Raw genomic sequence first — 20,112 nt, forward strand, 5'->3', positions numbered from 1 at the left:
TCACTCCCGGGCGGCAATGAAATGCAGGGCCGTGTCGCCGGCCGCGCGACGCTCGATCACTGCAAAGCCCTCGGGCAGGTCGAGCCGTGCATCTGCGTCCTCTTCTAGCACGACCAGTGCCTCGTTGCGCAACCAGCCGCCTTGCCGCAGGGCAGCGAGCGCCTTCTCGCCCAGTCCGCGTCCATAGGGCGGATCGGCGAACGCCAGATCGAACGGCGTCATCGTGCCGATCGGTCCGAGCCGCGTGGCGTCGCGCTTGAACACCTTGGCAACGCCGTTGAGCGCCAGGTCCTCCATGGTCCTGCGGATCAGGGCCCGGCCCTGCACCGAGGGCTCGACGAACAGCGCCGCCGACGCGCCGCGCGACAGCGCCTCGAAACCCAGCGCGCCGGTGCCGGCGAACAGATCGATCACGCGCGCGCCCTCGAGCCGGTCCGGCCAGTTGTGGGCGATCATGTTGAACAGCGTTTCGCGCATCCGGTCGGTCGTCGGCCGGATGGACCGGTCGCCGGGCCTGGGCGCCGAGATCGCGCGGCCGCGCAGCCGCCCGCCGACGATCCGCATCGGTCAGCCGCGCCGCGGCTTCTTGGGCCCGCCGGGCTTGCCACCCGGCGCCGGCTTGCCGCGGCCGCCGACGGCCGGCTTTTCGCTCCGCTGGCGCTTGCCGCCTTCGGGGCGCGCGCCCGGCGCCATCCATACGTTGGAGGCGCGGTTGGCCCGGCCATGCGGCTTGCCGCTTTCCTCGGCCTTGTCCTGCCGGGGCGGCTTGGTCGACCAGCGTTCGCGCACCCGCTCGCGGCGCTCGCCCGGTTTCTCGAACCGCTTGGGCTTGCCGCCCCTGTCGTCCTCGCCACCGGCGCGGCGGGTTCCCGAAACCCAGTCGCCGGACTTCTCCACCGAGACCGACGGAGCGTCGTCGCCGGCCTTGACCGGCCGGTTCGGAAACGATCGCAGCACCGGCGCTTCGAAGTCCGCGCCCGATTCCTCGATCATCCGCGCGCCGAGCTGGTCGCGCAGCGTCTTGCCGCGCACCTCCAGAACGGCGCCGGGCTCGAGCGAACCGAGCTGAAACGGACCGTAGGAGACGCGGATCAGCCGGTTGACCTCCAGGCCAAGCGCGCCGAGCACGTTCTTGACCTCGCGGTTCTTGCCCTCGCGCAGACCGATCTCGATCCACACGTTCGAACCCTGCTCGCGTTCGAGCGTCGCCTCGATGGCGCCGTAGAAGACGCCGTCGACCGCCATGCCGTCCTTGAGTTCGTCGAGCCGCTTCTGGGTGATGCGGCCATGGGCACGCACGCGGTAACGGCGCAGCCAGCCGGTCTGCGGCAGTTCGAGCATGCGCGCCAGCCCGCCATCGTTGGTCAGCAGCAGCAGCCCCTCGGTGTTGATGTCGAGCCGGCCCACGCTGATCACGCGCGGCAGGTCGGCGGGCAGCCGGTCGAACACGGTCGGGCGGCCCTGCGGATCGCGGTTGGACGTCACCAGCCCCGGCGGTTTGTGATAGAGCCAGAGCCGGGTCCGCTCGACCGCCGGGATCGGCTTGCCGTCGAGCTCGATGCGGTCGGTCGGCGTCACGTTGACCGCCGGCGAAGAAAGCACCTTGCCATTGACGGCGACGCGGCCGGCGGCGATCAGCCCCTCGGCCTCGCGGCGCGAGGCGACGCCGGCGCGGGCCAGCCGTTTGGCGATCCGCTCTTCGGTCTGCGGGGCCGTCTCGGTCGGCGTCGCTCCGCCGGCGTCCGGCCTGGCATCGTCCCTTCTGCGTGGCGCGCCCTTGCCGCTCCCGCTCGCGTCCTTGCGGGGCGGGCCCTTGCCGCGCGCCGGCACCGTGCTCTTCGGAGCGCTCTTGTAGCCGCGACTGCCGCGCGGCGCCCGATCGTCGGACGCCGGACGGCTTCCGCCACCGCCGGGCCGGCCCTTGAAGCCGCGGCTGCGCAGCGGCTTGCCGCCGGCCTTCGGCTTTCCGCCGCTCCTTGTGTCGTCGTCGCTCATATGGTGTTTGCCTTTCGGCGCGTGACTATCAGGTCGCGCCGTTCCGCGCGAGGGAAACTTGCCGATGACGCCCCCCGGCCAGCAGAGCTTCATGCAGATCGCGCTCGACGAGGCGCGCGCCGCCGCCGAACGCGGCGAGGTGCCGGTCGGCGCGGTCATCGTCCGCGACGGCGCCGTCATAGCCCGGGCCGGCAACCGGCCGCGCGAGGCCCACGATCCGAGCGCGCATGCCGAGATGCTCGCCATCCGTCAGGCGTGCGCGGCGCTACGCAGCGAGCGTCTGCCGGGCTGCGACCTCTACGTCACGCTCGAACCATGCACCATGTGCGCGGCCGCGATCTCCTTTGCGCGCATCCGGCGGCTCTATTTCGGGGCGGTCGACGAGAAGGGGGGCGCGGTCGTCTCCGGCGTCCGCTTCTTCGATCAGCCGGGCTGTCATCATGCGCCGGACGTCTATCCGGGCATCGGCGAGGCCGAGGCCGCCACGCTGCTGAGGGATTTCTTCCGGACGAGGCGGTGACCCCGGCCGTCAGCTCAGAACGGCAGCCAGCGACGCCACGCCGGCCGGTCTCCGCTCGCCCGCTTGGCCGCGCGTTCCTTGTCGCGTTCGGACAGGCCGCGGTCGCCGTAGGGCGCCGAGGCGGCCGGAATGCGGTACTCGGTCGGCGGGTCGGTCAGGTAGACGCGCTGGCCGGCGGTTCCGGCCGTGCGGGACGGGCCCTCGCCGGCACCGACCGCGTCGGCATTGTCGCGGCCGACGATGAAGTTCGGATCGCGGCGGCCTTCATCGGCTTCCCGGCGCACGCGTGCGCGCATCTCCTCGGGGCTCTCGGGCCACAGATCGCCCGAAGCGGTGACGATGTTCTCCTGCGGCGGGGGCAGCGTGGTCGTATCGGTCGGCTCGACCAGCCCGGGCCGCGGCGTGTAGTTGATCGGCGGCGGCGGGCTGCGGTCGCGCAGCGAGATCGCGTTGCCCAGATCGTCCATGAGCTGGTCCGAGGCGGTCACGCCGGTTCCGTAGGTCGGCCCGAAGCAGCCCGTGACGGCAAGGCCGCCGGCGCAAACGAGCGCGAGCGTGACGGTGGGTCGTAGGGCGGTGCGGTTCATGGCGGACCTTGGATCTTGTCGGGGCCGGGTCGGCGCGCCGGCCCGGACCTGCTGCACGGAAAATCCGGCAATTTCGTGAAGGCGCCCTAGCACATCCTGCCGCCGGGCGTAAATCGGCTCGATCATGGTTGGTTAACCATGACCGAACACCGTTCAGATGCGGCCGAGCGCCCGCAGTTCCTTCAGCGCGGCGGCATCGCGCCCGGAAACGTCCGGGAACTCCGGATCGGCGCCGACATCGCGGGTGACCCGCCACGAGCGCGCGCACTTTCGGCCCTCCGCCTTGCGCGGCACGACGGCGACGCCGGCGACGTCGTCCAGCGTGTAGGCTCCGTCCGGCGCGGGCTCGGCGCTGATCGCGATATCCGAGGTGATCGAGACCTCGGCCATGTCGACGCCGTCGATCGCCGCGCGCAGCGCATCGTCTGTCACGTGGACGACCGGCGCGGCCTCCAGCGAGGCGCCGATGCGCTTGTCGCGCCGCTCGATCTCCAGCGCGCCGGTCACGACCCGGCGTACCTTGCGGACCTTCTTCCACTTCTCGGCCAGCGCATCGTCGCGCCAGTGATCGGGGCATTTGCGGAACTGTTCCAGATGCACCGACTCCGCATCCGGATAGCGCGACAGCCACGCCTCCTCCATGGTGAAGGGCAGCATCGGCGCCAGCCAGGTCACCAGCCGGTTGAACAGATGATGGACCACGTGCAGTGCCGCCTTGCGCCGCATGGAGGATGGCGGATCGCAGTAGAGCGCGTCCTTGCGTACGTCGAAATAGAACGCCGAAAGCTCCAGCACCATGAAGTCGAGCAGGGCGCGGGTGATGCGCTTGAAGTCGAACGCGTCGTAGCCGGCATCGACCAGCCGGTCGAGTTCCCACAGCCGGTGCAGCATCAGCCGTTCGAGTTCGGGCATGTCGCCATATTCGACGCTTTCGCCTTCGTCATGGGCGAGCGTGCCCAGCATCCAGCGGATCGTGTTGCGCATCTTGCGATAGGCATCGATGTTGGTCTGGATGACCGACTTGCCAAGGCGCTGGTCCTCCCAATAGTCGGTCGTCATGACCCACAGGCGCAGGATGTCGGCGCCCGACTGGTTCATCACGTCCTGCGGAAAGACCTGGTTGCCGAGCGATTTCGACATCTTGCGGCCGTCCTCGGCCATCGTGAAGCCGTGCGTGATGACCGTGTCGTAGGGCGCCCGGCCGCGCGTGCCGCAGCTTTCCAGAAGCGAGGAATGGAACCAGCCGCGATGCTGGTCCGAGCCTTCCAGATAGACGTCGGCGGGCCATTTCAGGTCCGGCCGGTCCTCCAGCGTGAAGGTGTGCGTCGAGCCCGAATCGAACCAGACGTCGAGGATGTCGGTGACCTGGTGCCATTTGGCCGGGTCGTGATCGTTGCCAAGGAACCGCTCCTTGGCGCCTTCCTCGAACCATGCGTCGGCGCCCTCGGTCTTGAACGCATCCAGGATGCGGGCATTGACCGCGTCGTCCTGCAGCACGCTGCCGTCGTCGTCGGCGAACACGCAGATCGGCACGCCCCAGGCCCTTTGTCTGGAGAGCACCCAGTCGGGCCGGTCGGCAATCATGCCGCGCAGGCGCGTCTGGCCGGATTTCGGCACGAAGCGGGTGGCGTCGATGGCCGCCAGCGCACGGCTGCGCAGCGTGTCGGATGTTTTCTGCTCGCCGGTTTGCGTTTGCCCCTCACCCTTACCCTCTCCCCGCGAGCGGGGAGAGGGGGTGGCAAGCGACGTGCCCGAAGTGTTGGCCGCCTGGGGCGGTGCCACGCTCTGATCCTTCTCCCCGCCGGCGGGGAGAAGGTGGTCCGAAGGACCGGATGAGGGGCCCTTGAGACCGTACCCGTCCAGTTCCTTGTCCATATGGACGAACCATTGCGGCGTGTTGCGGAAGATGACCGGCTTCTTGGACCGCCACGAATGCGGATAGGTGTGCTTGAGCCGGCCGCGCGCGAACAGCATGTCCTTTTCGATCAGCGCGGCGATCACCGCCTTGTTGGCGTCGCCCTTCTTGCCCTTGTCGTCGATGACGCGCGCCGGCCCACCCTCGCGGTCCGGGCCGAAGCCGGGCGCGTCCCTGGTGAAGAAGCCCGCATCGTCGACGGTGAACGGGATGGCGGACGAGATGCCGCGCGCTTCGAGATCGCGGGCATGGTCCATCCACGCCTCGAAGTCCTCGCGTCCATGGCCCGGCGCGGTGTGCACGAACCCGGTACCGGCATCGTCGGTGACGTGGTCACCCTCGATCAGCGGGACAGTGAAGTCGTATCCGCCGGCGAGACCCTTGAGCGGGTGGGCGCAGGTGATCGACGCCAGTTCATCGGCCGCCACATCGCGCAGTCGCGTGAATTCGAGCTTGGCCTTGGCGAAGCTCTCCTCGGCGAGCGTGTCGGCAAAAACGAGCTTCTCGCCCGGCTGAGGCCCGAAATCGTTCTCCGCGGCGGTGACTTCGTACAGACCGTAGCTGATGCGCGGCGAATAGCTGATCGCCCGGTTGCCGGGGATGGTCCAGGGGGTGGTCGTCCAGATGACGATAAAGGCATCTTCCAGGTCGGGGCTGAAGACCGTCTTCGGTACGTCTCGGATTGGACCATCATCGGCCGGATACGTCTCTATCTCGATTGGCTGAACCGGAAACTTCACCCAGACCGTGTCGCTCTCGTAGTCCTGATATTCGACCTCGGCCTCGGCCAGCGCGGTGCGTTCGACCACCGACCACATCACCGGCTTGGAGCCGCGATAAAGCTGGCCGCTTCTGGCGAATTTCAGAAGTTCGCCGGCGATCCGCGCCTCGGCGTGATAGCTCATCGTCAGATAGGGGTCGTCGAAGTCGCCCTCGATTCCGAGCCGCTTGAACTCGTCGGTCTGCACCTTGATCCAGTGTTCGGCGAAGTCGCGGCATTCCTTGCGGAACTCGTTGACCGGCACCTGGTCCTTGTCTCGGCCCTTGGCCCGGTACTGCTCCTCGATCTTCCATTCGATCGGCAGGCCGTGGCAGTCCCAGCCCGGCACATAGTTGGAATCATGACCGCGCATCTGGAACGAGCGGGTGATGACGTCTTTCAGGATCTTGTTGAGCGCGTGGCCGATATGGATGTTGCCGTTGGCATAGGGCGGGCCATCGTGCAGCACGAATTTCGGCCGCCCGGCGGCGTCCTCGCGAAGGCGTCTGTAAAGGCCCATCTCCTGCCAGCGGGCGACCAGTTCCGGCTCCTTCTTCGGGAGGCCGGCGCGCATCGGAAAGTTGGTCTGGGGAAGATAGAGCGTCTTGGAATAGTCGAGCGCCTCGGAATTGTCGTTGGCGCTGGGCGTCTTGGTATCGGTCATCGGTTCTGCCGTCTTGAACGGGTGCGGCGCGGCGGGCGCGGCAACATTGAATTTTTCGGGCGAAGGCGGGCGGACCCGCAATAACGAACTCCCGGTCCCGCAGCGCTAGGTCAGCGGCGGGCCGGGCCAGTAATTCGAATGATGGCGCGGACGCGGATCAACATGGGCCGGCTTCTAGCAATGGTGCGGTGCGAATGGAAGGCGCAATTCAGGTCACCGGCCCGTCGAGCCGGTCGTGGATGATGCGTTTCATCATCGCAGTGACCGGCCCGGGCGCGATCCGGCCGGCGAGCGAGATCAGACGCGCGGCCCCGCCCGGCACGATCATCGCGCGGCCGCGCTCGGCTCCGGCGAGGATCAGCCGCGCCGCCACGCCCGGGTCCATGCGCCGTGCCGCATCGGCGCCTTGCGGCGCGTGCCGGGCCGCATGGTCCGTGCGCAAGGGGCCCGGAAAGGCGACCGAGACGCCGACGCCCAGGCGCTTTGCGAAGGGCCTGCGGATCGACAGTGCGTAGACCGCGAGCGCGTCCTTCGACGCCGCATAGCTCGCAGCCCCCGGATAGCCGGTGAAGCGGCTGAGCGAGGAGACGAAGACGATCCGGCCGCCGCGTGCGAATGCTCCGGAGTTGGCGAGCGCGGCGCACAGCACCATCGGCGCTTCCAGATTGACCGCCAGAAGCCGCGCATGCGCCTCGGCGGGGATCACCGAGAACGGGCCGGTCGCCGAAATGCCGGCATTGAAGATGACGCGGTCGAACGGGCCGGCCTCGGCAAGGCGTTTGGCGAGAGCGTCGACGGCGGCGCCGTCGGCGAGATCGCAGCGCCAGTGCTCGAACGGGGCCTCCTTGCCGGGGTCATCGCGGTCGACGCCGATGACGCGGTATCCGTCGCCGGCCAGCCGTTCGGCCATCGCCCGGCCGAGCCCCGCCGTGGCGCCGGTGACGAACGCGGTGCCAGGCGCGCTCACAACCGACCGCTCCACAGCGCGCCGCCGGCGAGATGGCGTCCGAAGGAAACCGTCACCGGCGAGCGCCGCGCCGCGATCGCGCCTTCCATCATCGCCGCGACGCGGTCGGCCGGCAGAAACAGCGCGCGCATCCGGCCCGGATCGTGTCCGGCCTTTTCGTGCATGTCGGTGCGCGTCGGCCCCGGATGGATCACCTGCACGGCGACGCGGCCGGCCCATTCGGCTTTCAGCGCGCGGGCAAAACCGTGCAGGCCGGCCTTGGACGCCGCATAGGCGGGAAACAGCCCCTGGCCCCGGTGCGCAACCGAGCCGACGAAGCTCAGCGTGCCGCCGGCCTTTTCGAGCCAGGGAAACAGCGCCCGGGCGAGCAGCACCGACGATGTCAGGTTGACGGCCAGCGTCTCGCGCACCTGCTGCGGTGTCTCGATGCCGTCGGCGACCGCGAACCCCGTGCCCGCATTGAGCACCAGATTGTCGAGCTTCACCCAGCCGGCGCGCAGAAGCGCCTCGGCGATGGTCACCGTCGCGCCCTCGGGATCGGTGAGCGGCGCGCAGACATACCGCACGCCGGCCGGCAGCGCGGGCAGCGCGTCGGCCTCCGCCCGGCGCCCCGCAACGAGGACGTCGTGACGCGGCGCCAGCCGCCGGACCAGTTCGAGCCCGATCCCGCTGGTGCCGCCGGTGATGACGATCCTGAGGCGGCCGGCCATGTCAGCCTCCGAAGGTCAGTTTGGCGTCGAGCGGCGACAGGGGCGCGATCGCCTCAAGCGTTGCCCGTGCCGTCGCCTCGTCGCGCTTCATCTGGGCGATCAGCGCGTCCAGATCGTCGAACTTCTCCTCGCCGCGCTGGAAGGCGACCAGGCACACCGTGGCCTCCTCGCCGTAGAGATCGCCGTCGAAGTCGAACACAAAGGTCTCCAGCAGCGGCGCGCCGTCCTCGGTCACGGTCGGCCGGCGGCCGAAACTGGCGACACCGTCATGGATCGCCCCGTCCGGCCGGATGAAGCGCACCGCATAGATGCCGTGCGCGAGCGGGGTTTCTTCCGGCAGCGCCATGTTGGCGGTGGGATAGCCGAGCGTGCGGCCGAGTCTTTCGCCCTGAACGACCGGCGCGCGCACCCGGTAGCGATAGCCGAGCAGCGCGTTGGCATGGTCGAGCCGGCCCGCCGCCAGTTCCTCGCGAATGCGGCTCGACGAGATGACGTGGATGTCCGTGTCGCGCTCGGCGTCGACCAGGATCACGTCGAACCCGCGCGTCGTGCCCGCTTCCATCAGAAAGGCCGGCCCGCCCTGGCGGCGCGCGCCGAAGTGAAAGTCGAAGCCCGTGACGACATGGCGGACGCCGAAACCGCCCACCAGCACGTCGTCGATGAACTGGTCGGCGCTCAGAGCGGCGAAATCGAGCGTGAACGGCATCTCGACGACCGCCTGGAAGCTGAGCGCGCCCAGGATCTCGGCCTTCATCGGCGCCGGCGTGATCCGCGCCGGCGCCCGATCGGGCGTGAACACGGCGCGCGGATGCGGCTCGAAGGTCAGCACGACAAGCGGCGTGCCGTCGCGCGTCGCCGCCGCGCGGGCCGTTTCCAGCACGGCCTGATGGCCCCGGTGGACGCCGTCGAAATTGCCGATCGCCACGGTGCCGCCGCGCAGATCGCCGTCGAGCGCGCCGAGCGAGGAAATGCGTGCGATCATCGCCGGGGTCCGCCGACAAGGCCGCGCACGGGCTGTGGCGCCGAATGTTCATGCATGCGTGGAAGCCTCGAAGCCGTGCGGCGAAAGTGCATACTTTGGAGGCCGTTTCAAGCCTGCCGCGGGCCTGCCATGGCCGTCGATGGGCGCGGTTCCGACAGCACGCTTCGCCGTTGCGATTGAATGGCCGTCGCGGATCGGTCACCATGGTGCCGGGAGGAAGCGCCATGCCGGACGCGTTCATCGCTCATCTCGAGGAGAGTCTTGCGACCATGGAGCGCGACGGGCTGATCAAGCGCGAGCGCGAGATCACCTCGCCGCAGGGTGCCCGAATCGCGGTCGGCGACCGGCAGGTGATCAATCTGTGCGCCAACAACTATCTGGGCCTTGCCGACCATCCGGACCTGATCGCCGCGGCGAAAGGGGCGATGGACGATCACGGCTTCGGCATGGCCTCGGTCCGCTTCATCTGCGGCACCCAGGACCTGCACAGGGCGCTGGAGCACCGGCTGGCCGCGTTCCTGGGCAAGGACGACGCGATCCTGTTCGCGGCGTGCTTCGATGCCAATGGCGGCCTGTTCGAGCCGCTGCTCGGGCCCGAGGACGCGATCGTCTCCGACGCGCTCAACCATGCCTCGATCATCGACGGCATCCGCCTGTGCAAGGCCAAACGCCACCGCTACGCCAATTCGGACATGGACGATCTCGAAGCGCAACTGAAGGCCGCGCGGGCCGACGGCGCGCGCTTCGTGATGATCGCAACCGATGGCGTCTTCTCGATGGACGGCTATCTGGCGAGACTTCCCGAGATCGCCATGCTGGCGGGCCAGTACGACGCGCTCGTCATGGTCGACGACTGCCATGCCACCGGCTTCATGGGGCCGCAGGGGCGCGGAACCCATGCCCATTTCGGCGTCGGCGACCAGATCGACATCCTCACCGGCACGCTCGGCAAGGCGCTGGGCGGAGCGCTGGGCGGCTACATCGCCGGCCCGCAGGCGGTTATCGACATGTTGCGCCAGCGCGCCAGGCCCTACCTGTTCTCGAACGCGCTGCCGCCGGCGATCGTCGCCGCCGGGATCGCCGCGATCGATCTGGTCGAAAAGGCCGACGATCTGCGCGCCGCCCTGTTCGGCAATGCCGATCACTGGCGAGCCGGGCTCACCGATCTGGGTTTCGAGCTGTTGCCGGGCGAACACCCGATCGTGCCGGTCATGCTGGGCGAGGCGCGCCTCGCCCAGGACATGGCCGCCGCCCTTTTCGAGGAGGGCGTTTATGTCTCGGGTTTCTTCTTTCCGGTCGTGCCGAAGGGCCAGGCGCGCATCCGCACGCAGATGAACGCGGCCCTGAGCCGCGACGATCTCGATGCAGCCCTGCGTGCCTTCGAGCGGGCGGGCAAGCGCACGGGAGTGCTGTGATGGTCGAAAGCCTGGTCAGATCCGGCCGCGAGGTCGAAGCCCAACGCCGCCCCAACATGATGCGGGCATTGGTCAAGGCCGAGGCGGGGCCGGGCCTTGAGATGCAGCGCGTGCCGGTGCCCGAGATCGGCCCGGACGATGTGCTCATCCGCATCCGCAAGACCGGCATCTGCGGCACCGACATCCACATCTGGAACTGGGACGAATGGGCCGAACGGACCGTGCCCGTGCCGCTCGTGACCGGGCACGAATTCGCCGGCGTGATCGTCGACAAGGGACGCAACGTCACCGACCTGACGCTCGGCCAGCGCGTGTCGGGCGAGGGCCATCTGGTCGGCAAGCAGAGCCGGGCGAGCCGCGCCGGGCGCTTTCATCTCGATCCTGAAACGCGTGGCATCGGCGTCAACGAGCAGGGCGCGTTCGCCGACTATCTGCGCCTGCCCGCCTTCAACGTCGTGCCGCTGCCCGACGGCGTTCCCGACGAGATCGGCGCGATCCTCGACCCGCTCGGCAATGCGGTGCACACCGCGCTCTCGTTCGACCTGGTCGGCGAGGACGTTCTGATCACCGGCGCCGGGCCGATCGGCATCATGGCCGGCGCGGTCGCCCGCCACATCGGCGCGCGCCATGTGGTGATCACCGACATTAATCCCGAGCGGCTGGCGCTCGCCGGGAAGGTCGCCGATGTGGTGCCGGTGAACGTGGCGACGACCGACCTCAAATCGGTGACCGAACGGCTCGGCATGAAGGAAGGCTTCGATGTGGGCCTTGAGATGAGCGGCTCGCAGGCGGCGTTCGACCAGATGGTCGAGGCGCTCGTCATGGGCGGTCGCATCGCCATGCTCGGCATTCCGCCGGGCAAGTCGCCGGTCGACTGGTCGCGCATCGTCTTCAAGGCGATCACCATCAAGGGCGTCTATGGCCGCGAGATCTTCGAGACCTGGTACAAGATGATCGCCATGCTCGAGAACGGGCTCGACGTCGCGCCCGTGATCACGCACCGGTTCTCCGCCGATGCGTTCGAGCAGGGCTTCGCCGTGATGCGCTCGGGCGACAGCGGCAAGGTCGTGCTGGACTGGAGCTGAGCGGACCGGACGCGGAGGCACGCCTTTCTCGGAGGCCGAGCCGCTACCGGCCGTCCGGTTGCCGGATCAGGAAGATCGAGGCACCTATGAGCCATAAGAGCATGATGCCGGCCGCCACGCGTTCGAGGAGTCCGTCCCAGCCGGTGGGTACCGTGAACATCAGCGGGCCGGCGACGAACCATGCCGCGCCGAGCGCATAGGAGCCCAGCCACAGCCGACGATCGATCGGCTTGAGATCGTGTGCGGCGAGAAGCGGTACGGCCGTGAAGATGATGCCGAGCGCATAGACGAGCCGGTAGTGGAAAGTCCAGCTGTCGTTGACGTCACCGTCCCCATACTCGTTGAAGAGGGCAATGGCGGCGATGATGCCGGCGACCGCCAGCAAGGCAATGATCACGGCCCGCCAGCGCCAGCCCGGCAGCCTTTGCCGCCAGAGCCCGAATGCGATGGCCACAATGCCGCCAACCAGAATGAGCAGCGCCGTATCCATGATCATCGCACCGCGTCCGGCGGCCATCGCGCTGATCGTGTCGGCGAACAGGCCGAGCCGCTCGTAGATGGTCGCGGTGGTGAAGTCCGCCATGATGACGATCATGCAGCTGGCCAGCCCGGCGATGCCGCAGACGAGTGTGGCCCGATCCCTGGTCCGCCGTGCGGACGGCGCTGTGAGCGTGGCATGCATGTCAGGCAAACCGCCCCGGACGCAGATCGTTCCCTTCGAACCGGCCGACGCGCGCGATGATGGTTCAGACCGTCGAGCGGCAGGCGATCACCGATCACGTCCATGTGGACACACCGCGCGGCGAAGGGCGTCCACGCGCTCAGTCCGAAAGGCCGGACGGCGCTCGAAGCGCACGCGCCGGACATCGCCGCGCTGATCGATACCGGATCGGTATCAGTGCGCGCCGCCCAGCGATCCGATCCTGACGCCATAGTCGACGGCCACGCCATAGTCCGGATCGTCGTCGGAATCGACGATGAGCTGGCCGGCGCGGTTGAGAAGCTGATGGCAGTCGCGCGACAGGTGGCGCAGCTGCAGCGTCTTGCCGGCCGCTTCGTAACGTCCGGCGATCTGCTCGATCGCCTGCAGGGCCGACTGGTCGGCGACGCGGCTGTTCATGAAATCGGCGATTACCAGCGCCGGATCGTTGTCCGGGTCGAACAGTTCGACGAAGCCATCGGCGGAGCCGAAGAACAGCGGCCCCTCGATCTGGTAGGTCTTGGCGCCTTCGGGGGTTATGTGCGTCGTCGCGCGGATGCGCGTGGCGTTGCTCCACGCATAGGCGAGCGCCGAGACGATGACGCCGACGATGACCGCGATGGCAAGGTCGGTCAGAACGGTGACGATGGTGACCAGAAAAATGACGAAGGCGTCGGTCGTCGGAATGCGGCGCAGAATCGTCAGGCTCTGCCAGGCGAACGTGCAGATCACGACCATGAACATGACGCCGACCAGCGCGGCAAGCGGGATCTGCTTGATCAGAGACGAGGCGAACAGGATGAAGGCGAGCAGGAACAGCGCGGCCGAAATGCCCGACAGGCGCGTTCGTCCGCCCGATTTGACGTTGATCATGGACTGACCGATCATCGCGCAGCCGCCCATGCCGCCAAAGAAGCCGGTTACGGTGTTGGCGGTGCCCTGGGCGACGCATTCCTTCGATGCGCCGCCGCGCTGGCCGGTGATCTCGCCGACCAGATTGAGCGTCAGAAGGCTCTCGATCAGGCCGATGGCCGCAAGGATCAGCGCATAGGGCAGGACAATCCACAGCGTCTCCAGCGTCAGGGGCACCGCGGGCACATGGAATTGCGGCAAGCCGCCCTCGATCGAGGCCAGATCGCCGACGCGCGGCACATCGATACCGAAGGCGATCACCAGCGTGGCAACGACCGCGATGCCGGCGAGCGGCGCGGGCACGGCCCTGGTGAGTTTGGGCAGGGCCCAGATGATCGCCATCGTCAGCGCGACGAGGCCGAGCATGAGGGCGAGCGGCCAGCCGGTCATCCAGACCTGGCCGCCATCGGGTCCGGGCACCCTGAACTGGGACAGCTGCGCCATGAAGATGACGATCGCCAGCCCGTTGACGAAACCGAGCATGACCGGATGCGGCACCAGGCGAATGAACTTGCCCAGGTGGAAAAGGCCGGCGAGGATCTGAATGATGCCCATCAGCACGACGGCGGCGAACAGGTATTCGACGCCATGCTGGGCGACCAGCGACACCATCACCACGGCGAGCGCGCCGGTGGCGCCGGAGATCATGCCCGGCCGGCCGCCCATTATGGCGGTGATCAGGCCGACGATGAACGCCGCATAGAGCCCGACCAGCGGATGAACCCCGGCGACGAAGGCAAAGGCCACCGCTTCGGGAACGAGCGCGAGCGCCACGGTCAGACCCGACAGAAGCTCTGTCCTGATGCGCGAGGGGGTGAGCGGAGGTGGTGAGTGCGGAACGGTGTCGGCAAACGACATGCGCCCGGCCAGGGCTGCCAGGGTGGCTTTCATGAAACAAGCGGTCCGGAAGACGATCAAGGAATACGTCCTCCTACAGCATCGTGTGTGCAATGCAACACGGGCTATCGGTCAGCTGACATGCACAGATGCATGACGCGATCGGGTCTGGACCCCAAAAGAAAAGGCGGGGATCGCTCCCCGCCCTGATTGGTCGCGATGAAGCCGCGTGGCCTGCATCATGCCCATGCCGCCAGCGGTCGCGCGCTTGCGCGCCACCGCCACGAGGAAATGGGCGGCATGAAAAAGAAGCCAGCATGAAAAGAGGCGGGGATCGCTCCCCGCCTTGATTGGTCGCGATGAAGCCGCGTGGCTTACATCATGCCCATGCCGCCAGCGGTCGCGCGCTTGCGCGCCACCGCCACGAGGAAATGGGCGGCATGAAAGAGAAGCCAGCATGAAAAAGGCGGGGATCGCTCCCCGCCTTGATTGGTCGCGATGAAGCCGCGTGGCTTTTATCATGCCCATGCCGCCAGCGGTCGCGCGCTTGCGCGCCACCGCCACGAGGAAATGGGCGGCATTAAAAAGAAGCCAGCATGAAAAAGGCGGGGATCGCTCCCCGCCTTGATTGGTCGCGATGAAGCCGCGTGGCTTACATCATGCCCATGCCGCCCATGTCGGGCATGCCGCCGCCACCGGCCGGGGCCGACTCCTTCTTGGGCGCATCGGCGATCATCGCTTCGGTGGTGATTAGCAGGCCTGCAACCGAACCTGCGTCCTCGAGCGCGGTGCGCACGACCTTGACCGGATCGACGATGCCCATGGCGACCATGTCGCCGAACTCGCCGGTCTGGGCGTTGTAGCCGAACTTCTCGTCATCGCTTTCGAGGATCTTGCCGGCGATGATCGAGGCTTCGGCGCCCGCATTGGTCGCGATCTGGCGTGCCGGCGACTGCAGGGCACGGCGCACGATGGCGATACCGGCATCCTGGTCGTCGTTCTCGCCGGTGACCGTGATCTTCTTGGAAGCGCGCAGCAGCGCGGTGCCGCCGCCCGGCACGATGCCTTCCTCGACGGCCGCGCGGGTTGCGTTCAGCGCGTCGTCGACACGGTCCTTGCGTTCCTTGACCTCGACCTCGGTCGAACCGCCGACGCGGATCACGGCGACGCCGCCTGCGAGCTTGGCAAGGCGCTCCTGCAGCTTCTCGCGGTCATAGTCCGAGGAGGTTTCCTCGATCTGCTGCTTGATCTGCGCGACGCGGCCCTCAATGTCGGCCTTCTGGCCGGCGCCGTCGACGATCGTCGTCTCTTCCTTGGTGATCGTGACCTTCTTGGCCGTGCCGAGCATGTCGAGCGTGACGTTCTCGAGCTTGATGCCCAGGTCCTCGGAGATCACCTGGCCACCGGTCAGGATGGCGATGTCCTCGAGCATGGCCTTGCGGCGATCGCCGAAGCCCGGAGCCTTGACGGCCGCGATCTTCAGGCCGCCGCGCAGCTTGTTGACGACCAGCGTCGCCAGCGCTTCGCCTTCGACGTCCTCGGCGATGATCAGCAGCGGACGCGAGGACTGCACGACCGATTCCAGGATCGGCAGCATGGCCTGCAGGTTGGAGAGCTTCTTCTCGTGGATCAGGATGTAGGGATCCTCGAGGTCGGCCACCATCTTCTCGGGGTTGGTGACGAAGTAGGGCGACAGGTAGCCGCGGTCGAACTGCATGCCTTCGACGACTTCCAGTTCGGTCTCGGCGGTCTTGGCTTCCTCGACCGTGATCACGCCCTCGTTGCCGACCTTCTGCATGGCTTCGGAAATCATCGTGCCGATTTCCTTTTCGCCATTTGCCGAGATCGTGCCGACCTGGGCGACCTCGTCGGAGGTGTTGATCTTGGTGGCGCTCGAAAGCAGGGTCTCGACGACCTGATGAACGGCCAGATCGATGCCGCGCTTCAGATCCATCGGGTTCATGCCGGCGGCGACCGCCTTGTGGCCTTCCTGGACGATCGACTGGGCGAGGACGGTCGCGGTGGTGGTGCCGTCACCGGCGATGTCGTTGGTCTTGGAGGCGACCTCGCGCACCATCTGCGCGCCCATGTTCTCGAACTTGTCTTCCAGTTCGATTTCCTTGGCGACGGTCACGCCGTCCTTGGTGATGCGCGGTGCGCCGAACGACTTGTCGAGGACCACGTTGCGGCCTTTCGGGCCCAGCGTGACCTTGACGGCATCGGCGAGGATGTTGACGCCATCGAGCATGCGCTCGCGGGCCGTACGGCCGAATTTGACTTCCTTGGCGGACATGTTTGCTTACTCCCGGGCGGAACGCCCATTTTCAATTCGGGTTGACGGGACGACGGGATCGGCTCAGGCGAGCACGCCCATGATGTCGCTTTCCTTCATGATCAGCAGGTCTTCGCCATTGAGCTTGACCTCGGTGCCCGACCACTTGCCGAACAGCACGCGGTCGCCGGCCTTGACGTCCATCGGGATCAGGTCGCCGTCATCGTCGCGGCCGCCCGGACCCACGGCGATCACTTCGCCTTCCTGCGGCTTTTCCTTGGCGGTGTCGGGAATGATGATGCCGCCGGCCGTCTTCTCTTCGGACTCGACGCGGCGAACGACCACGCGGTCGTGCAGCGGACGAAAGTTCATCTCTGCCATTTTCGTTACCCTTGATTGCATGAACTGGGTTGCCGGCCCGCGGGCCGGTGCGCAAAGCGCCGCTAGCACTCACTGATGGCGAGTGCTAGCGGCGGTCAGATAGGCGTGCGTAATTTTGCTGTCAAGAGCGGCCGAAACGAAAACGGGCGCCCGCTGGCGCCCGTCATCGGCGATGGTTACCGGCTCATTCGTCCGGCGGCGTGTAGTGGGTCAAGCGCAACTTGCCGATGTCGTCGCCGATCTTGCGGAAGGCGGCCTTGAGTTCCTCGTCGTCGGCGGCGGAGATGGCCGTGTCGTCGGACGTGGCGCAATGCTCCATGACGTCTGTGGCCGCGGCGCTCGGCGAACCGAAATAGACGAAGTAGATCTTCACGCCGCGCGCCTTGATCTGGGTGCAGAACCGCTTCGACGCCTCGTCCAGCGCCCCGTTGGCCTGCCACTGGGCCGGATTGTCGCCCCAGCCCTCGCGCATCGGGTCGTCCTTCCAGTAGCCGAAGCTCGACATGCTCATCGCATATTCCTGCGGGAGCGTCGCCGAGTTGTCGCCGTCGGTCATGAAGACCAGGATCTTCTCGGCCTCGCCGAAGTCGGCCGCGCCGGTCATTGGCTCCCACGGCGTCAGCGTGTTCATCGCCCAGGAAAGGCCGATCGACAGGTCGGTGCCGCCATTGGCGTCCATCTGGTTGATGGCGCTCTGGATGCGGCCGTTATTGTCGGTCAGGCCCTGCACCTTGGCGACGTTGCACTTGCCGTTCGGCCCGGTGCTGTAGCCCCACGGATGCCAGTTGTTCTTGACGTTGCCGGAGACCGCGTACTTGGCGGTGTTGAAGGTCCGCGCCCGATAGATATCGTCGTAGGAATAGTCGCTGTCGCGATACCGGATGTTGAGGTGCTCCGTGTCACCCCAGTCGTTGTAGTCGCTGTCGCCGCCAAGGTCGTCGACATAGTCGTTCCGGTAGCGCCAGTAGCTGTCATAGCCGGCGCTGTTGTCATATTCGTCCGGCGCCATATGCGGCAGGAAGAGCGAATCGCCATCCTGGTCGTTCGGCGCATCGAAGCTGTAGCGGTAGTCGCCCGCGCGATGCTGGAAGCAGCCGTTCCACTGCACGTTGTCGAACGCGTCATAGACATCGCGCCGGGTGACGATGTTGATGCCCGGCAGGTTCCGCAGCGCGACCAGATCGACGCCGTTGCCGTCCGGTTCGAGCGGCAGCACGTCGGTCAGCGTGTTGGGCGTGTAGTAGATGAACTCGTCAGCGCGCGCGACGTCCCAGTGGCCCGCCCGCCGGTCCATGTCGAAATACATGTCGCCATTGTTGTCATAGGGCGGCAGGTAGCGGAAATGCTCGGTCGACTTTCCGTCCCAGTCGATCCACCACGCGTTCTGCGAATTGCCACCCAGATACTCGTTGGGTACGCTCACATGGGTGTGCCAGGGCACGATCGAGAACTTGATCTCGGCGTTCGAATAGTCCTCGACCGCTTCGGTGGCGGCCTCGATCAGGATACGGGTCGCGTCCTTGGCCGCGTCCATCTTGCGCGACGAGCCGGCGTACCAGTCCATCGAGCCTGAATTGTCGATCGCGATCGCGACCTCGACGTTGCGGCGGGCGAACTGGGCCTGCTTGCGTCCGACCACGCTGAGTTCATCCTGCCCGAACAGGTGCATCGCGTAGGTCGGAACGTCCGACCGGGCGACGATCTGCACCATGCCGCTCAGCGGGTCGACATGAAAGCGGTCGTAATAGACCTCGCGCGACTTGACCATCCGGGCCATCATCGCCTTGCCCTCGGCGATCAGGTCTTCGGCGGGGATGTTCGGATTGAGCGTGGTCCGCTTGGCCAGATGCAGCGCGACGGACTGCGCGGCGGTGTTGATCTCGGTTTCGATGCGCACGGCGTTCGTGTAGTCGACGGCCAGCGCGGTCATGCCGAACAGCGGCACCACGGCGAATCCGGCCATGATGTAGGCCGCGCCCCGTTCGTCGTCGGCAAATCGTCTGAACAGCTTCCTCAACATGTCCGCCTCGTCCTTCTCCGCAAATCCTGCGGTCCGGGGCGCGCAGCGCGCTCCTTGGGGATTTTTCGACGGTTTTACCGCAAACTGTTGAAAGGCCGTTTAACCGGCCGGTCGAGTTTGAACGATCGGCGAAAACGGAAAAGAAACGGTTGACGGCTAGGATCGGCGGCGAAGTCAGGGGCTCATTGCCGATGATCAGCCGGATCAGACATTTCATCGTCGCAGACAGGAAAGGCGTGGCCGCCATCGAGTTCGGCCTGCTCGCGCCGGCCTTCTTCATGCTGATGATCGCGATCTTCGAGATCTGCTATTACGTCTACATGTCCACCGCGGCCCAGCGCGCGGTGGAGAAGGCCGTCTTCGACCTGCGCACCGATCACGCGGCAACGGTAGCGCTTCAAAACGGCTTCACAATCGAGCAGTGGTATCGCGACGCCATCTGCGGGCGGCTGAACCTTTCGACCTGCGAGGACACGCTGGTCGTCTCGATCGAACTTTACGACGACGACATGAACCCGGTCTGGTCGACCTCCGAGCCCGACGAGCTGACCTTCGGCCCGCGCGAAACGCTGATGCGCGTGGAGGCGCATGTCGAGATGCCGACGGTCATGTTCACCGACCTGATGTTCGGCGATGCCGCCGCGCAGCTGGGCACCGGCATCACCTTCATGACGGAGCCATGATCATGATGTTCCTCGTCCGCGCCGCGCGCCGCCTTGTCCGCCGTGCCGATGCGCGCATGCGCCGGTTCGCCGCCGATGCGCGTGCGTCCGTCGCCGTGGAGATGGCGTTCGTGCTGCCCATATTCGCGACGATGGCGTTCCTGACCTGGGACGCCGGAACGGTCTACACCCAGTACAACCGGTCGACCTCCAACCTCTATTCGCTCGGCGACATCATCGCGACGCGCACGTCCGACCTGACGTGCGACCAGCTCGATTCGATCGCCGAACTGGTCTACGATTCCTACGCCTATGGGAACTGGGCGCGCCGCACCGGGTCGGGGATGGACTTCGACCGCAACGGTGCGCTCGACTTCCGCTTCCGCATCACGATGGTGCGCGCCGAGACCCGTCCCAACGGATCGGTGCGCGGCCTCATCGAATGGGAATATGTGCGCGCCGGCCGGTCGGCCCGCGATCCGGGCAACTACATCAGAATTCCCGACGAGATGCAGATCGACGGCATGCGTTTCGTCATCGTCGACGGGTTCATCTTCCTGGCGCCGACCTTCAACTATCTGGGCATCTTCGACATGGACCCGGACCGCGGCGGTTCCGAGGGCCGGTTCGATCTCGAGCAGTTCTTTCCCTTGCGCTTTGTCCCCAACATCGCCCTCGTCGAGGAGCCTGGCGACCTGTTCGACGACAAGTGCAAGGGCTGAAGGCGC

Annotated in this window: 16 protein-coding genes and 1 pseudogene; 5 read left to right on the forward strand and 12 right to left on the reverse strand. The window is 66.9% G+C overall.

Translation table 11 applies throughout. The features are described from left to right. Both rsmD and E0E05_RS02150 read right to left on the reverse strand, forming a co-directional pair. Window positions 1-564, reverse strand: coding sequence for a 16S rRNA (guanine(966)-N(2))-methyltransferase RsmD (rsmD, locus tag E0E05_RS02145; RefSeq protein WP_131615200.1), 564 nt, complete (start codon window positions 562-564; stop codon window positions 1-3). A 9-nt stretch (window positions 565-573) separates the two neighbouring features. Beyond that, window positions 574-1,995: pseudogene (locus E0E05_RS02150) on the reverse strand (pseudouridine synthase); the annotation flags it as partial. 64 nt (window positions 1,996-2,059) lie between these two features. Here E0E05_RS02150 and E0E05_RS02155 point away from each other — a divergent pair. Beyond that, complete coding sequence (locus E0E05_RS02155) at window positions 2,060-2,515, forward strand: nucleoside deaminase (RefSeq protein WP_244597877.1); 456 nt, start codon at window positions 2,060-2,062, stop codon at window positions 2,513-2,515. A 14-nt stretch (window positions 2,516-2,529) separates the two neighbouring features. Here the strand turns inward: E0E05_RS02155 and E0E05_RS02160 are convergent, their stop codons facing one another. The 5 genes from E0E05_RS02160 to E0E05_RS02185 form a co-directional block, all read right to left on the reverse strand. After that, a complete protein-coding gene (locus E0E05_RS02160; RefSeq protein ID WP_131615202.1) occupies window positions 2,530-3,102 on the reverse strand; it encodes a hypothetical protein in 573 nt (190 codons plus the stop codon). A 153-nt stretch (window positions 3,103-3,255) separates the two neighbouring features. Further along, window positions 3,256-6,441: an isoleucine--tRNA ligase gene (locus tag E0E05_RS17445; RefSeq protein ID WP_192900431.1), complete on the reverse strand. Its 3,186-nt coding sequence runs from the start codon at window positions 6,439-6,441 to the stop codon at window positions 3,256-3,258. Between the two features lie 208 nt (window positions 6,442-6,649). Next, window positions 6,650-7,408, reverse strand: a complete 759-nt coding sequence (locus tag E0E05_RS02175; protein ID WP_210215745.1) for an SDR family NAD(P)-dependent oxidoreductase — start codon at window positions 7,406-7,408, stop codon at window positions 6,650-6,652. Continuing rightward, on the reverse strand, window positions 7,405-8,118 hold the full coding sequence (locus E0E05_RS02180) for an SDR family NAD(P)-dependent oxidoreductase (RefSeq protein WP_131615203.1): 714 nt from the start codon (window positions 8,116-8,118) through the stop codon (window positions 7,405-7,407). Before E0E05_RS02180 ends, E0E05_RS02175 begins: the two co-directional genes overlap by 4 nt. Before the next feature lies 1 nt (window position 8,119). Further along, window positions 8,120-9,100 carry a bifunctional riboflavin kinase/FAD synthetase gene (locus tag E0E05_RS02185; RefSeq protein ID WP_131615204.1) on the reverse strand — a complete coding sequence of 327 codons (981 nt, stop codon included), beginning with the start codon at window positions 9,098-9,100 and terminating at the stop codon, window positions 8,120-8,122. 224 nt (window positions 9,101-9,324) lie between these two features. On the opposite strand from E0E05_RS02185, the gene E0E05_RS02190 reads away from it, so the two are divergent. Continuing rightward, window positions 9,325-10,515, forward strand: coding sequence for a glycine C-acetyltransferase (locus E0E05_RS02190; protein ID WP_131615205.1), 1,191 nt, complete (start codon window positions 9,325-9,327; stop codon window positions 10,513-10,515). After that, window positions 10,515-11,600 carry an L-threonine 3-dehydrogenase gene (gene tdh / locus E0E05_RS02195; RefSeq protein WP_244597879.1) on the forward strand — a complete coding sequence of 362 codons (1,086 nt, stop codon included), beginning with the start codon at window positions 10,515-10,517 and terminating at the stop codon, window positions 11,598-11,600. Before E0E05_RS02190 ends, tdh begins: the two co-directional genes overlap by 1 nt. A 43-nt stretch (window positions 11,601-11,643) precedes the next feature. Here tdh and E0E05_RS02200 read toward each other — a convergent pair whose 3' ends face one another. The 5 genes from E0E05_RS02200 to E0E05_RS02220 form a co-directional block, all read right to left on the reverse strand. Further along, on the reverse strand, window positions 11,644-12,282 hold the full coding sequence (locus tag E0E05_RS02200; RefSeq protein WP_131615206.1) for a DUF998 domain-containing protein: 639 nt from the start codon (window positions 12,280-12,282) through the stop codon (window positions 11,644-11,646). Window positions 12,283-12,495: 213 nt separating this feature from the next. Next, the gene (locus E0E05_RS02205; protein WP_131615207.1) at window positions 12,496-14,103 is read right to left on the reverse strand and encodes a SulP family inorganic anion transporter; all 1,608 of its coding nucleotides are present in this window, start codon (window positions 14,101-14,103) and stop codon (window positions 12,496-12,498) included. 598 nt (window positions 14,104-14,701) lie between these two features. Beyond that, entirely contained in the window at window positions 14,702-16,342 is a 1,641-nt protein-coding gene (groL, locus tag E0E05_RS02210; RefSeq protein WP_131615208.1) for a chaperonin GroEL, read from the reverse strand. Between the two features lie 63 nt (window positions 16,343-16,405). Then, complete coding sequence (gene groES / locus E0E05_RS02215) at window positions 16,406-16,702, reverse strand: co-chaperone GroES (RefSeq protein WP_039723116.1); 297 nt, start codon at window positions 16,700-16,702, stop codon at window positions 16,406-16,408. Between the two features lie 184 nt (window positions 16,703-16,886). After that, complete coding sequence (locus tag E0E05_RS02220) at window positions 16,887-18,722, reverse strand: hypothetical protein (protein ID WP_131615210.1); 1,836 nt, start codon at window positions 18,720-18,722, stop codon at window positions 16,887-16,889. Window positions 18,723-18,913: 191 nt separating this feature from the next. On the opposite strand from E0E05_RS02220, the gene E0E05_RS02225 reads away from it, so the two are divergent. Continuing rightward, window positions 18,914-19,405: a TadE/TadG family type IV pilus assembly protein gene (locus E0E05_RS02225; protein WP_131615211.1), complete on the forward strand. Its 492-nt coding sequence runs from the start codon at window positions 18,914-18,916 to the stop codon at window positions 19,403-19,405. Between the two features lie 2 nt (window positions 19,406-19,407). Continuing rightward, window positions 19,408-20,106 carry a TadE/TadG family type IV pilus assembly protein gene (locus tag E0E05_RS02230; protein ID WP_131615213.1) on the forward strand — a complete coding sequence of 233 codons (699 nt, stop codon included), beginning with the start codon at window positions 19,408-19,410 and terminating at the stop codon, window positions 20,104-20,106. Window positions 20,107-20,112: the final 6 nt, after the last annotated feature.

The organism is Roseitalea porphyridii, assembly GCF_004331955.1.
Lineage (GTDB): Bacteria > Pseudomonadota > Alphaproteobacteria > Rhizobiales > Rhizobiaceae > Roseitalea > Roseitalea porphyridii.